A 14,057-nucleotide genomic window follows, 5' to 3' on the forward strand; every position below is an offset into this window, starting at 1 on the left:
GCGGGTTCACGGGTCGATGTGCAGGGTCGCCGCCGGCGGCACCTGCCAGATCCGCTGCCACATCGCCGCCAGCCGCTGCCCGGCATCGGCGCGTGCGGCCGGGCTGCTGTAATCCATGCGCTGCTGCTGCGGCACGATCGCCCGCCACTGCCCGTCCACCTGTTCGGCCACCGCGAAGTTGAAGGTGTAGTCCGGCTCCAGGCCCATGCGCAGGTCACTCAGCACCAGCTGGTTGTCCACCACCTGCGCGCGCATGAAGCCGCGGTTGAACCACTGCAGCCGCTGCACGGCAGGAATCGCAGACGCTTCGCGCAGCGCCTGTACGTTGGACGGGTAGCCTTCAAACCGCATCGGCCCGTGGTCGGCCACCAGCGAACGGTCGCCCACCACGTAGCCACTGGGCGTCATCGCCACCACCCGCCACAGCAGGGTGTTGAACGGCATCGGCACCGAGAACCGCGGCGCATCGCCCAGGCCCATGGCGGCCAGGCTCTGCTGTGCAACGCGGTCGACCTGCGCCTTGGCCACCAGGCCCCAGCCCAGGTAGGCCGTGCTGACCAGCAGCGAGACACCCAGCACCTTGCCCACCCACGGCCGTGCGCGCGCGAACCAGGCCACCACGCAGCCCAGCAGCAGCCACACGGTGTAGGCCGGGTCGATGATGAAGACGCTGGAGCCCATTGTCGGGTGCGGCCGCAGCGGCCACCACAGCTGTGTGCCGTAGACGGTGAACGCATCCAGCAGCGGATGGGTGACCAGGGCCAGCTGGATGGCCCAGAACCAGCGTAGCGGTGACTGCGCCACGCGGCCGTTGCCGAAGCGCTTGAACAGCCACCAGATCAGCGCGGCCACCCACGGCAGCACCAGCAGCGAATGGCTGAAGCTGCGGTGGTCGACCATGTTGGCCACCGGGTCGGCCGCGGCGAAGCCGAGCCACAGGGCATCGAGGTCGGGCAGCGTGCCGAGTGCGGCACCGGCCAGCAGGGCCGCACGGCGGTGGCCGGGCGGAGCGATGGCGGCAGCGACGGCGCCACCGAGAACGATCTGGGTCAACGAGTCCATGCGTTGATGCTAGCGCGACGGCTCGCGCAACGTCGACGTGCGGCGGAATGCTGGGATGTGGCGGGGTAGAGTCGACTGTCAGTCGACTGCTCTTCGGTCACACCGCGAAAATCCCGCGCGGCGCGCGGTAGTCGACTGACAGTCGACTCTACCTCGCCTCCATCACGCGGGCTGTCGGATCCGCGCGGTGGATGTGGCCGCAGATGTGAAGGCCGCCTGCCAATGGTCACGCCAGTGGAACACTGCCTGCGCACCATGGGCCCCGAGGCCTCGCCAGGCCTTGTCCCGGCCGGCACAACACCTTAACCACCGGCAACCCATACAGGTTCACAATGCACAGGCGGCGCACCCCGTGTATGATGCGCGCCCATCTTTCCATCCGAATCAAGGGATATACCGCCTGATGTCCAGCTATCTCTTCACCTCCGAGTCGGTCTCCGAAGGCCATCCGGACAAGGTTGCCGACCAGATCTCCGATGCGGTGCTGGACGCGATCCTGACCCAGGACCAGCGCGCCCGCGTGGCCTGCGAGACCATGGTCAAGACCGGTGTTGCCATCGTCGCCGGTGAAATCACCACCAGCGCCTGGATCGACCTGGAAGCCCTGACCCGCAAGGTCATCACGGACATCGGCTACGACAGCTCCGACGTCGGCTTCGACGGCGCCACCTGCGGCGTGCTGAACCTGATCGGCAAGCAGTCGCCGCACATCGCCCAGGGCGTGGACCGCAAGAAGCCGGAAGAAATGGGCGCTGGCGACCAGGGCCTGATGTTCGGCTACGCCACCAACGAGACCGACAGCTTCATGCCGGCCGCGATCCACCTGTCGCACCGCCTGGTCGAGCAGCAGGCCAAGATCCGCAAGAAGCGCAACTCGCCGCTGTCCTGGCTGCGCCCGGACGCCAAGAGCCAGGTCACGCTGCGCTATGAAAACGGCGTGGTCTCGGCCATTGACGCCGTCGTCCTGTCCACCCAGCACGCCCCGGGCATCAAGCAGAAGGACCTCATCGAGGCCGTCCGCGAAGAGATCATCAAGCCGGTGCTGCCGGCCAAGTGGCTGCACAAGGGCACCAAGTTCCACATCAATCCGACCGGCAAGTTCGAGATCGGCGGCCCGGTGGGCGACTGCGGCCTGACCGGCCGCAAGATCATCGTCGACACCTACGGCGGCTGGGCCCGTCACGGTGGTGGCGCCTTCTCCGGCAAGGACCCGTCCAAGGTCGACCGTTCGGCGGCCTACGCGGCCCGCTACGTCGCCAAGAACGTGGTTGCCGCTGGCCTGGCCGACCGTTGCGAAGTGCAGGTCTCCTACGCCATCGGCGTGGCTGAGCCGACCTCGATCTCGGTCACCACCTTCGGCACCGGCAAGATCAGCGACGACAAGATCGAGAAGCTGATCCGCAAGCACTTCGACCTGCGCCCGTACGGCATCATCAAGATGCTGGACCTGGTGCACCCGATGTACCAGCAGACCGCCGCCTACGGTCACTTCGGCCGCAAGCCGAAGGAATTCAGCTACCTCAACGGCGAAGGCGAGACCGTCAACGCCACGGCCTTCTCCTGGGAGAAGACCGACCGCGCCGCCGCCTTGCGCGCCGATGCGAAGCTGAAGTAACGCCTGCGGGTAGAGCCGACCGGTAGAGCCGGCGGGTAGAGTCGACTGTTAGTCGACTGACCCTGGAGAAGGGCCGCGCAAGCGGCCCTTCTGCTGTCTGTAGAGCCGAGCCCATGCTCGGCTGCTCTTGGCGCAGGCAAAGGAAAGCCGAGCATGGGCTCGGCTCTACAAGAGCTACGCCACGCCGATACAATCGGCGCATGTCGACCGAACTGAAAACCCACCAGCTGTCCATGACCGTGCTGATGTCGCCGGACATGGCCAATTTCTCCGGCAAGGTCCACGGCGGCGCGGTCCTGCGCCTGCTCGACCAGGTGGCCTACGCCTGCGCCAGCCGCTACGCGGGCAGCTACGTGGTCACCCTGTCGGTGGACCAGGTGATGTTCCGCCAGCCCATCGCGGTGGGCGAGCTGGTCACCTTCCTGGCCTCGGTGAACTACACCGGCACCTCGTCGATGGAGATCGGCATCAAAGTCGTGGCCGAGGACATCCTCAAGCGCAGCGTGCGCCACGCCAACAGCTGCTTCTTCACCATGGTGGCGGTGGACGAGGAAGGGAGGCCGACGGCAGTGCCGCCGCTGCAGCCGGCCAGCTCGGACGAGAAGCGCCGCCAGGCCGCTGCGCAGATCCGCCGCCAGCTGCGGCAGGAAATGGAACAGCGGCACCTGGAGCTGCTGGCGTCGAACCCGCCGTCGCCGGAGTAGAGTCGAGCTTGCTCGACTGCTTTCCGCGTCAGGCGAGCAGGTTCGACTCTACCGCTCGCCGGGCATGGCCCGGCGCTACCGTGGATTGCCGCTTGGGTAGCGCCGGGCCATGCCCGGCGGATACGGCTCAGCCGGTGTTCTGCACGCCCTGCGAAACACCGTTGACGCAGGCCACCAGCGCGCGCAGCAGGTCATCATCCTCGCGCCCGCTGGCCCGCCAGCGCTGCAGCAGATCCACCTGCAGCACGCTGATCGGATCCACATAGGGATTGCGCAGGCGGATCGACAGCGCCAGCCTCGCATCATGGTCCAGCAGCGTCTGCTGCCCCATCAGCGCCAGCAGCCAGTGCCGGGTCAGCGCAAGCTCCTTTTCGACCTGCGGGAAGAACCGCCCGTGCAGGTCGACGGACAGCTGCGAGAACTGTTCGGCGATGGTGATGTCGCCCTTCGACAGCACCATCGCGATGTCGTCGAGGAAGGTGCGGAAGAACGGCCAGTGACGCGCCATCTCACGCAGCGTCTGCTCGTGGCCGGCGTCCACCGCCGCCTGCAGGCCACTGCCCACGCCGTACCAGCCGGGAATGACGGCACGCGCCTGGCTCCAGGCGAATACCCACGGAATCGCGCGCAGGTTGCCCAGCGCCGCGTCCTGGCCCAGCCGGCGCGACGGCCGCGAGCCCAGGGTCATCCGCTCGATCACGTCGATCGGCGTGGCCGTGCGGAAATAGTCCATGAAGCCGGACTGGCCGACGAAGGCGCGGTACACCTCGCTGCTGGCCGCGGAGACGGCGTCCATCACCGGCCGCCACCCGTCTTCGCGCGGCTCCGGCGCACGCGGGCGCAGGCTGGCGCGCAGCACCGCGCCGGTGGCCTGTTCCAGCGAACGCAGCGCCAGCGCGCGGATACCGTACTTGCGGTGGATCACCTCGCCCTGCTCGGTCACCCGCAGGCGGCCATCGATGCTGCCGCGTGGTGATGCGTCCACCGCGTGGGTGGTCTTGCCACCGCCACGGCTGATCGAACCGCCACGTCCATGGAAGAAGGTCAGGCGGATGCCGGCCTCGGCCGCGACATCCAGCAGTTCCACCTGCGCACGCTGCAGGCCCCAGCGCGAAGCGGCGATGCCGCCGTCCTTGCTGCTGTCCGAGTAACCCAACATCACCATCTGTACGTCGTCGCGTGCACGCAGGTGCGCGCGGTAAACCGGATCCTCCAGCAGATCACGCAGGGTGGCAGTGCCGCGCTTGAGGTCGTCCACGGTTTCAAACAGCGGCGCGATGTCGAGCGGCACGCCGCCATCGGCATCGACCAGGCCACCGCGCCGCGCCAGCGCCAGCACCGCCAGCACGTCGCCGCGATCGTGCGCCATCGAAATGATGTAACTACCCAGTGCGTCGCCGCCATGCCGCGCGCGCGCATCGGCCAGCGCCGCGAACACCGCATCCAGGCGCTGGTTGCCCTCGTCATCGCCGGTGGGCAATGCCGCTTCGCCGCTGGCATGCGGGCCGAGCAGGCGTGCACGGCCCAGTGCATCCAGCGCCTGCCAGGCCTCTTCGCCACCCAGCACCGCAGCGAGTGCGCGTGCATGCACGCTCGATTCCTGGCGCACGTCCAGCCGCGCCAGATGGAAGCCGAAGGTCTTCACCCGCCACAGCAGGCGCTGCACGGCGAAGCCACCGGCGTGCTCGCCACGGTGGGCACGCAGGCTGTCGAGGATCAGCTGCAGGTCGTCGATCAGTTCATCCGGGCCGGCATAGGCTCCGTCACCATCATCCAGCGCGGCCTGCAGGCGCGCACGCATGCGGTCGTTGAGCAGGCGGTACGGCATGTCGGCGTGCCGCGGGCGCGACTGCACTTGCGGCAGCAGCTGTTGGTAGTGCGCCACGCGCGCCTGCAGTGCTTCGCTCACGCCCACCCGTTCGGTGGACTGGCTGAGCAGGCTGGCCAGCTGCAGCAGTTCCTTCTGGTAGCGCCCGAGCACGGCCTGCCGCTGTGCATCCAGCGTGTTGCGGATGGTGCCGGCATCCACGTTCGGGTTGCCGTCCATGTCACCGCCCACCCACGTGCCGAAGCGCAGCAGGCGCGGCAGCGGCAGCTCCTCGCCGTAGGTATCGCGCAGCGCCTGCTGCAGCGATTCGTACAGTACCGGAATCACCCGGTACAGCACCTGCACCAGATAGAAGCCGACGTGCTCGCGTTCGTCATCGACGGTGGGCCGCACCGGCGAGGAATCGGTGGTCTGCCACGACGCGGTGAGCGCCATGCGGAAGCGCGCGGCATCGGCAGCAGCCTCGCCCGGCGTGCGCTGGCCATCCAGGTTGTCCACCAGGCTGGCCACCATCAGCTGCTCTTTTTCCAGCAGCGCGCGGCGCACGGCCTCGGTCGGGTGCGCGGTGAATACCGGTTCGATGTCGATGCGCGGCAACCACTGCGCCAGCTCGTCCAGGCCTACGCCCTGCGCCTTCAGGTGCTGCAGCGCATCCTGCAGGCCATCAGGCTGCGCCGCGGCAGTACCGGCACGCTGGTAATCACGGCGGCGGCGGATGCGGTGCACGCGCTCGGCGATGTTGACCACCTGGAAGTACGTGCTGAACGCACGCACCATGGTTTCGGCCTGCTCCGGCGTGCGGCCGGCCAGGCCATCGGCCAGCTCGGACAGCGGTGCCTGGTTCTCGCGGCGCGCGATCGCGCGGGTGCGCACGTCCTCGACGTCGTCGAGGAACGCGGCGGACACCTGTTCGACCAGCAGGTCGCCGACCAGTGCGCCCAGTCGGCGCACATCATCGCGAAGCGGAAGATCGGGGGAAGCGAATTCGATGCTGCTGCGGTACTCGTTCATCGGCGACGCACGAACCTCGGGGCATGATCCGTCGCCAAGCCTATCCCAATTCGAAGCTGCTGCTGCGTTGCAGGAATGGTTTCATCTGCACGTATCCACCGCAGACGTAGCCGAGCATGGGCTCGGCTCTACAAACGTCATGGTGCGTGACACCGTGTAGCGCCCGAGCCCGTGCTCGGGCGGCGGCGAAGCCGCACGGGCGGCCCCCGTTGCAGGGCCGCCATCATCGCGCGCGGGTCAACGCTTCTTCTTTGCCTTGCCCTGCTCGGCCGGACCGATGGTCTGTTCCAGCCAGCGCTCGCTCTCGGCCAGCATGGTCATGATCGACTCGCGTGCGCGGTAGGCGTGCGATTCGTTCGGCAGCATCACCAGCCGCGCGGTGCCCCCCAGGCCCTTCACCGCGGCGAACATGCGCTCGCTCTGCAGCGGGAACGTGCCGGAGTTGTTGTCGTCCACGCCGTGGATGAAGAGGATCGGATCCTTGATCCTGTCGGCGTAGTTGAACGGCGCCATCTTCTGGTAGACGTCCTGCGCCTGCCAGTAGTTGCGCTCCTCGGCCTGGAAACCGAACGGGGTAAGCGTGCGGTTGTAGGCGCCGCTGCGGGCGATGCCGGCCTTGAACAGGCGGGTGTGCGCCAGCAGGTTGGCGGTCATGAACGCACCGTAGGAATGGCCGCCGATGGCGATGTGCTCGCGGTCGGTCACGCCACGACGCACTACTTCATCCACCGCCGCCTGTGCATTGGCCACCAGCTGTTCGATGTAGGTGTCGTTGGGCTCCTTGTCGCCCTCGCCGATGATCGGCATGGTCGGGCTGGCCAGCACCACGTAGCCCTTGGCCAGGAACGCCTGCGGACCCCAGTAGCTGATCGCGTTGAAGCGGTACGGCGAATCGGTCACCTGGCTGGCGGCCGCGGCACTCTTGAACTCACCGGGGTATGCCCACATCAGCAGCGGCCGCGGGCCATCACGCTTGGGGTCGTAACCCGGCGGCAGCAGCAGCGTCGCGGTCAGGTCCACGCCATCGGCACGCTTGTAGCGGATCTGTTCCTTCTGCACGCCCTTCAGCTGCGGCAGCGGATGGGCGAAGTGGGTCAGCGCGCGCGGTGCGGCATCAGCCTGGGCCAACGACTGCACGTAGAAGTTGGTCGGTTCGTCCGGGCTTTCGCGGGTCAGCAGCAGCGACTCGCCTTCCTGGTCCAGCAACGCGACCGGTGCCGAATAGACCGGTGCCTGCGAGTGGAACAGGCGGGTGGCCTTGCGGCTTTCGATGTCGAAGCGGTCGACGAACGGACGGTCACCTTCCGGCGACGCGCCCTGCCCGTACAGGAAGATGCTGCGGCCATCGGCGGTGGTCTGCAGGCGGCTGCGGCCGTTGACGTCGCGCACCACGCCGGCGCGGCCCGGATCGTTGTAGCGGTCCTGTGCATCGCGGTCCCACAGCAGCTGCGGCGCCTGCGTCGCGTCGTCCGGGGTGATGCGCCAGGTCTTGGTGTTGCGCGTCTTCCACCACGACTCGCTGAGCAGGGCCAGATCGCCACGGCCCCAGGTGATGCCACCGAAACGGCTGCCCAGCTGGGCCAGGGTCACCGGCGGCTTCTCGAACGGCGCGGCCTGCATGAACACCGCATCGCGCACCTTGGCGTCGCGGTTCGGGTCACCGCCGTCCTGCGCTTCGGCCCAGACCAGTGTGGCCGGCGCATCGGCGCGCCAGCTGATGTCACGCACACCGGTCACCTCGGCATCGTTGCCGGTCGGCAGGCCTTCCACCAGCGGGCGCGAGGCCACGCTGTGGGCCAGCTGACCGTTGCGGTCGAGCACGTCGATGCGGCGCGGGAAGCTGCCCACCGGCACCACGTACGAATACGGGCGCTGCACGGTCTGGCTGAGCAGGTAGTTGCCGTCCGGCGAGGCCGACAGGCCCAGGTAGATACCGGCCATGCCGATGGCGCGGGCCTGTCCGTCCAGGCCGACCTGCATCGGCTGCGCACGCGCGTAGAAATCGAACAGGCGCGCGTCGGCTTCGTTCTTCAGCAGATCCTGGTAGGTGCGGATGGACACCACGCCGCTGCTCTTGCCGGTCTGCTGCACGGCCGGGCCGGTCGGGATGCCATCGGCAGGCGGCGGATCACCGGCATTGGCCAGGCGGGTCATCACGATCAGGCCGCGGCTATCGGGCAGCCACTGGTAACCGTCGCCGAACACCGTGTTGAGGTTGGCCTGCAGGCGGCGCGCACTGGCGTTGGCGACGTCCACCAGCCACAGCTCGTTGGCACCGCTGGCGGCGTCGACCTGGTTGAAGGCCAGCCACTTCTGGTCGGGCGACCAGGCCAGGCCGGCGATCGACAGCTGTGCCGGCAGGCCGCTGATCTGTCGTTCCTTGCCGTCGGTTACGTTCATCAGCCACAGCTTCTCGCCGAAGCTGAAGCGGCTGTCGGAGAACGTGCGCGGGTTGATGCGGATGCCGGCCAGCTTCAGTTCCGGCTGCGCCACCACCTGGATCGACGGCAGCGACGGCATCTGCATCAGCGCGGCCACATCGCGGCGCGGCGACAGGAACAGGCTGGGCGCACGCGGCGCATCGACCACCGCCTGCAGCGCGGCCGAGGGCAGCTCATAACCGGCCACGTCCCTGGCGGCGGCCACCTGCGGGCTGTCGGCCGACCACGCCTGCGGGACCACCGCCAGCAGGGCCATGGACAGGACCAGGCCGGTCCAGCGCCGGCTGCGGCGCGCGTGCTTGCTCATCGTTCTTCCTGTTTTGGATGCGTGAAGACCTTCGACCTTAACAGGCGCCGACCCGCGCCCCATCTGCCGATGGTTGGGTCGCTCCGGTTCCGGCCCGGGGCCGCGATATACTGGGGGTTCTCCCCTGCCGAGGGGCGCTGCGACCGGATCCCCTGAGGCCCGGCCAGGCTCGGTAAGGTGGCTTTGTAACAACGGCGCCCGGCTAGATGCGAGCACCCGCTCGCCCACAACCGGAGCTACTGCATGAACGCTGTTGCCAAGACCTTCTCCACCGAAGGTGACTACAAGATCCGCGACATCACTCTGGCCGACTGGGGTCGCAAGGAACTGGACATCGCCGAGCACGAGATGCCGGGCCTGATGTCGATCCGCCGCAAGCACGCCACCAGCCTGCCGCTTAAGGGCGTGCGCGTGACCGGCTCGCTGCACATGACCATCCAGACCGCGGTGCTGATCGAGACCCTGAAGGACATCGGCGCCGACGTGCGCTGGGCCTCGTGCAACATCTTCTCGACCCAGGACCACGCCGCTGCGGCCATCGCCGCCACCGGCACCCCGGTATTTGCCTGGAAGGGCGAAACCCTGGAAGAGTACTGGGACTGCACCCTGGACGCGCTGACCTTCACCCTGCCCGACGGCACCCTGACCGGCCCGGAGCTGGTGGTGGACGACGGCGGTGACGTGACCCTGCTGATCCACAAGGGCTACGAGCTGGAAAACGGCAGCGACTGGGTCAACACCGCTTCGTCCTCGCACGAAGAACAGGTCATCAAGAACCTGCTCAAGCGCGTTGCCACCGAGCGCCCGGGTTATTGGGGCCGCGTGGTCAAGGACTGGAAGGGCGTCTCCGAAGAGACCACCACCGGCGTGCACCGCCTGTACCAGCTGGCCCAGGCCGGCACCCTGCTGATCCCGGCGATCAACGTCAACGACTCGGTCACCAAGAGCAAGTTCGACAACCTGTACGGCTGCCGCGAGTCGCTGGCCGATGGCCTGAAGCGCGCGATGGACGTGATGCTGGCCGGCAAGGTCGCCGTGGTCTGCGGCTACGGCGACGTGGGCAAGGGCTGTGCGGCGTCGCTGCGTGCCTACGGTGCACGCGTCATCGTCACCGAGATCGACCCGATCTGCGCCCTGCAGGCGGCGATGGAAGGCTATGAAGTCAACACCATCGAATCGACCCTGGGCCGTGCCGACCTGTACGTCACCACCACCGGCAACAAGGACATCATCCGCATCGAGCACCTGAGCGCGATGAAGGACCAGGCCATCGTCTGCAACATCGGCCACTTCGACAACGAGATCCAGGTCGATGCGCTGGTGGGCTTCAAGGGCGTGCAGCACGTCAACATCAAGCCGCAGGTGGACAAGTACATCTTCCCGGCTTCTGATGGAAGTGCTGGCAATGCGATCTTCCTGCTGGCCGAAGGCCGCCTGGTGAACCTGGGCTGCGCCACCGGCCACCCGAGCTTCGTCATGTCCAACTCGTTCGCCAACCAGACCCTGGCCCAGATCGACCTGTGGGCCAACAAGGACAGCTACGAGAAGAAGGTCTACCTGCTGCCCAAGCACCTGGACGAAGAAGTGGCCCGCCTGCACCTGGAAAAGATCGGCGTGAAGCTGACCACCCTGACCCAGGAACAGGCCGACTACATCGGCGTGCCGGTGGAAGGCCCGTTCAAGCCGGACCATTACCGCTACTGATGCCATGCGGGGGTCGGATCCCTTTCCGCAGGAAAGGGCTCTGAACCCAGCAACGGATGCACACGGAACGGGCGCCTTCGGGCGCCCGTTCTGCGTTTGCCATGCGTGGATGCAGTACATGGTAGATCCACGCCATGCGTGGATGCGCTCCGGCAGTAGCCTCGGTCAAGGCAACCCGCCCAGCGCGCGCTACGATGCCCCCATGACCCCCGCCATCAACCTGCTCAAGCGCGAAAAAATCGCCCACAGCGTGCGCAGCTACGTGCACGACGCGCATGCCGGATCCTACGGCGGCGAAGCCGTGGAGAAACTCGGCCTGGACCCTGCCCAGGTGTTCAAGACGCTGCTGGCCAGCACCGAAACCCACGAACTGCTGGTGGCGATCGTGCCGGTGGCCGGGCAGCTGGACCTGAAGGCGCTGGCCGAAGCCGCCGGCTGCAAGAAGTGCGAGATGGCCGCGGCCGATGCCGCCCAGCGCGCCACCGGCTACCTGGTCGGTGGCATCAGTCCGCTCGGGCAGAAGAAGCGCCTGCGCAGCTTCCTCGATGCCAGCGCGCAGTCACTGCCGGCGATGCACGTCAGCGCGGGCCGCCGCGGCCTGGAAGTGGAACTGGCCCCGGCCGACCTGCTGCGGCTGACCGCAGGGCACTACGCGCCCATCGGGAAGGCCCGCTGATGTCCGCCGCAGATGTCCTGCTGCAGGACCTGCTCAGTGGTGATGCCACGCGCATCCATGCCTCGGCAAGCCGGGTCGCGGTGACCTTCGATCACGCGCTGCTGGATGCACTAGCGCCGCATGCCGACCGTATCGAACGTGCCTGCGCCGGGGTCACACTGGGCGGTGCACTGCTGGCCAACCAGGTGCATCTGCAGGCAGCGCTGCAGCGCCTGCGTTACTGGCAGGCGCAGGCCGGCTGCCTGTGCGCGCTCACGCCGAAATATCTGTTCTTCGATCCGCGCAGGCTGATCGCGCAGGGGCAGATGCAGCTGCTCTCGGTGGGCGACGCCGAGGACGGCTGGGGCGAATGCCACCACGTCGCCTGCACGCAGTGTGGCCAGCGCTGGAAAGCGACCGACCGCGAATACCATTACCCATGGTGGGAGTGGAAAGCCGATTGACGGAAGAGCATCCACGCATGGCGTGGATCTACCGGGGCCGGAGACCTACGGCCGCCAGTTGGCGTTGCTTTCCCAGAACTGCACGGCGCGCTGGTAGGCCTCGCGGTCCAGTGGCACGCCGGAACCGCCCTCCTCCACGCCCAGCGCGTTGCGCATCATGGTGATCGGCGCCATCGGCACCTCTTCCGGCTCGGCGGTGTAGATGCAGCCGACGATGCCCCAGTCCGCGTCGATCGGCGAGCCTTCCTTCGCCAGCTGTTCGGCGCTGTACAGGATCACCACCAGGTAGTTCGCGCGCGGCGATTCCACGCCCTCGAACCAGCGCACCAGCACCGGCAGTTCCTCGCGGTTGCGCGCTTCGTAGCCGCTGCGCAGCAGGTGGCGGTTGGCCTCGGTGACCGGCACGGTCAGGCAGCGCGTGCTGGTCCAGTTCTCGTACACGAACAGTTTGCAGAACGGCGCATAGCCGTCGAGCACCTTCAGCGGCGCATGCGCGTTGAGGTGCGTCTGGAACTGCTCGGCGCTTATGTCCTGGATGGTGTTGGCGCGCGGCACGCGCGGGAACAGGCGAGGACGGGCGAATTCAGTCAGGACGATGGACATGGCATGCCGGGGTTGGAATATCAGGCGCACAGGGTAACCGCCACGGCCCTGCCGGGGGCGCTGGGCTGAACGTCACTGGCGCCTGCGTCGTGGTTGCCGCACCCTGTTGGTGCCCCCCTGCAAGGATTGCCGGCCCATGCACGCAGCACGCGCGTTGTCCCCCACCCCTCGCCGTCGCTGGAAGCGCCTGGCCCTGGTACTGGCCGCCGTGCTGGCGACACCCCCGCTGCTGTTCACCGCCGCAGTGTTCTGGCCGCTGCAGGCACCGCCGCTGCCCGAGGCCGGCAACAGCCGGGTGATCATCAACGTGCGGGTACTGGACGTAGTGAACGGCCAGGCCAGCGAACCCACCACGGTGACCATGCGCGAGGGGCGCATCGCCGCCATTGGCGGGGCCGCTGCGGACCCCTCGCTGCCCGTGCTCGATGCCGGCGGGCGATGGCTGTCGCCCGGCTTCTGGGACATGCATACCCACGCCCTGCAGCTGTCACCGCAGGTGCAGTTTCCGCTGATGCTGGCCAACGGCATCACCGGTACGCGCGACATGATGGACTGCCCGCAGCCCACCGATCCGTTGATCGCCTGCGTGGCCGACAAGCGCCGCTGGACCGCGCAGGCCGTTGCCGGGCAGCAGGTCGCACCGCGCTTCGTGCAGGTCGCCAGCTTCTACTTCGAAGACCCGGCGATGCGCGCCGATGAAGCGCTGCGCCGCGCCCGCGAATACGATGCACGCGGCATCGATGCGCTGAAGGTCTACAACCGCCTGCGCGCAGATACCTACCAGCAGCTCGCCGCCGAGGCGCAACGCCTGCAACGTCCGCTGGTGGGCCACCTGCCCAAGGTGGTTCCGCTGCAGGACGCGCTGCAGGCCGGCCAGCGCAGCTTCGAGCATGCCCAGCTGTTTGCCCGCCACTGCTTCGACAAGGCCGCGCAATGGCGCGAGGGCGCACTGGATGGCGAAGACCCCACGGCACTGGCCGAGCGCATGGTTGCCGGCCATCAGCCAGCGCTTTGTACCGAAGCATTTGCGCAGATGCGGGCCAGCGGCGCCGCATTCGTGCCCACCCACGTCACCCGCGAGGAAGATGCGCGTGCCCGCGATCCAGCATTCCTCAACGACCCACGCCTGGCCTATCTGGATCCGCTCTCGCGCTGGGCCTGGCGCGATGATCTGCAGGCCACTGCCGCGCGCTATCACGGGCACCGTGGCGACGCCGCACTGCAGGCGTACTTCCGCCATGGCCTGGCGTTGACCGGCGCAGCGCACCGTGCGGGCGTGCCGGTGCTGGTCGGCACCGACACCGGCCTGGGGGGCTTCCGCTACCACGATGAGCTGCAGTGGCTGCGGCAGGCTGGCCTGAGCCACGCCGACGTACTGCATGCAGCCACGCTGCAGGCGGCGCGCCATCTGCAACTGCAGGCATCGCACGGCAGCGTCGAGGTGGGCAAGGCTGCCGATCTGGTGCTGCTCGATGGCAATCCCCTGCAGGACATCGGCAACACCCGCCGCATCCACGCCGTGTTGCTGGCGGGCCACCTGTATGACCGCCCGCGGCTGGATAGGATGCTGGACTACGCACGCAGGCAGGCACGTTCGCCTGCAGTCATGGCGCGACTGTTGTGGGGCTTCATCACCAGCCCGGTCAGCGCCGAGCTGTAGCAG

General features: G+C 67.8%; 10 protein-coding genes and 1 riboswitch. Of the genes, 6 read left to right on the forward strand and 4 right to left on the reverse strand.

The annotated features are described in order from the left end of the window. Positions 1-6: 6 nt before the first annotated feature. Complete coding sequence (locus FJU31_RS02880) at positions 7-1,062, reverse strand: metal-dependent hydrolase (protein ID WP_150453396.1); 1,056 nt, start codon at positions 1,060-1,062, stop codon at positions 7-9. A gap of 403 nt (positions 1,063-1,465) precedes the next feature. On the opposite strand from FJU31_RS02880, the gene metK reads away from it, so the two are divergent. Beyond that, positions 1,466-2,677 (forward strand): methionine adenosyltransferase, encoded by a 1,212-nt coding sequence (metK, locus tag FJU31_RS02885; RefSeq protein WP_079220656.1) that lies wholly within the window; start codon positions 1,466-1,468, stop codon positions 2,675-2,677. A 200-nt stretch (positions 2,678-2,877) separates the two neighbouring features. Further along, complete coding sequence (locus FJU31_RS02890) at positions 2,878-3,381, forward strand: acyl-CoA thioesterase (RefSeq protein ID WP_150453397.1); 504 nt, start codon at positions 2,878-2,880, stop codon at positions 3,379-3,381. Positions 3,382-3,508: 127 nt separating this feature from the next. Here the strand turns inward: FJU31_RS02890 and ppc are convergent, their stop codons facing one another. Both ppc and FJU31_RS02900 read right to left on the reverse strand, forming a co-directional pair. Continuing rightward, the gene (gene ppc, locus FJU31_RS02895) at positions 3,509-6,220 is read right to left on the reverse strand and encodes a phosphoenolpyruvate carboxylase (protein ID WP_150453398.1); all 2,712 of its coding nucleotides are present in this window, start codon (positions 6,218-6,220) and stop codon (positions 3,509-3,511) included. Between the two features lie 237 nt (positions 6,221-6,457). Beyond that, the gene (locus FJU31_RS02900; protein ID WP_150453399.1) at positions 6,458-8,968 is read right to left on the reverse strand and encodes a S9 family peptidase; all 2,511 of its coding nucleotides are present in this window, start codon (positions 8,966-8,968) and stop codon (positions 6,458-6,460) included. 123 nt (positions 8,969-9,091) lie between these two features. Next, positions 9,092-9,175, forward strand: a riboswitch (S-adenosyl-L-homocysteine riboswitch). Between the two features lie 36 nt (positions 9,176-9,211). Here FJU31_RS02900 and ahcY point away from each other — a divergent pair. The 3 genes from ahcY to FJU31_RS02915 all read left to right on the forward strand — a co-directional run bounded on the left by ahcY (position 9,212) and on the right by FJU31_RS02915 (position 11,791). Beyond that, positions 9,212-10,672 (forward strand): adenosylhomocysteinase, encoded by a 1,461-nt coding sequence (gene ahcY, locus FJU31_RS02905; RefSeq protein WP_150453400.1) that lies wholly within the window; start codon positions 9,212-9,214, stop codon positions 10,670-10,672. Between the two features lie 202 nt (positions 10,673-10,874). Further along, positions 10,875-11,348, forward strand: a complete 474-nt coding sequence (gene ybaK, locus FJU31_RS02910) for a Cys-tRNA(Pro) deacylase (protein WP_150453401.1) — start codon at positions 10,875-10,877, stop codon at positions 11,346-11,348. Then, a complete protein-coding gene (locus FJU31_RS02915; RefSeq protein ID WP_150453402.1) occupies positions 11,348-11,791 on the forward strand; it encodes a hypothetical protein in 444 nt (147 codons plus the stop codon). The genes ybaK and FJU31_RS02915 overlap by 1 nt, the downstream gene beginning before the upstream one ends. 45 nt (positions 11,792-11,836) lie before the next feature. Here the strand turns inward: FJU31_RS02915 and FJU31_RS02920 are convergent, their stop codons facing one another. Beyond that, complete coding sequence (locus tag FJU31_RS02920; protein ID WP_150453403.1) at positions 11,837-12,394, reverse strand: DUF3228 family protein; 558 nt, start codon at positions 12,392-12,394, stop codon at positions 11,837-11,839. Between the two features lie 136 nt (positions 12,395-12,530). Here FJU31_RS02920 and FJU31_RS02925 point away from each other — a divergent pair, with 136 nt between their 5' ends. Then, positions 12,531-14,054: an amidohydrolase family protein gene (locus tag FJU31_RS02925; RefSeq protein WP_150453404.1), complete on the forward strand. Its 1,524-nt coding sequence runs from the start codon at positions 12,531-12,533 to the stop codon at positions 14,052-14,054. Positions 14,055-14,057: the final 3 nt, after the last annotated feature.

It is taken from the genome of Stenotrophomonas cyclobalanopsidis, from assembly GCF_008710035.1.
Lineage (GTDB): Bacteria > Pseudomonadota > Gammaproteobacteria > Xanthomonadales > Xanthomonadaceae > Stenotrophomonas > Stenotrophomonas cyclobalanopsidis.

Coding starts and splice junctions, on each gene's coding strand:
- ybaK (WP_150453401.1), top strand. CDS start 10,875: ATGACCCCCGCCATCAACCTGCTCAAGCGCGAAAAAATCGCCCACAGC.
- FJU31_RS02920 (WP_150453403.1), bottom strand. CDS start 12,394: ATGTCCATCGTCCTGACTGAATTCGCCCGTCCTCGCCTGTTCCCGCGC.
- FJU31_RS02880 (WP_150453396.1), bottom strand. CDS start 1,062: ATGGACTCGTTGACCCAGATCGTTCTCGGTGGCGCCGTCGCTGCCGCC.
- FJU31_RS02890 (WP_150453397.1), top strand. CDS start 2,878: ATGTCGACCGAACTGAAAACCCACCAGCTGTCCATGACCGTGCTGATG.
- ppc (WP_150453398.1), bottom strand. CDS start 6,220: ATGAACGAGTACCGCAGCAGCATCGAATTCGCTTCCCCCGATCTTCCG.
- FJU31_RS02925 (WP_150453404.1), top strand. CDS start 12,531: ATGCACGCAGCACGCGCGTTGTCCCCCACCCCTCGCCGTCGCTGGAAG.
- ahcY (WP_150453400.1), top strand. CDS start 9,212: ATGAACGCTGTTGCCAAGACCTTCTCCACCGAAGGTGACTACAAGATC.
- FJU31_RS02915 (WP_150453402.1), top strand. CDS start 11,348: ATGTCCGCCGCAGATGTCCTGCTGCAGGACCTGCTCAGTGGTGATGCC.
- FJU31_RS02900 (WP_150453399.1), bottom strand. CDS start 8,968: ATGAGCAAGCACGCGCGCCGCAGCCGGCGCTGGACCGGCCTGGTCCTG.
- metK (WP_079220656.1), top strand. CDS start 1,466: ATGTCCAGCTATCTCTTCACCTCCGAGTCGGTCTCCGAAGGCCATCCG.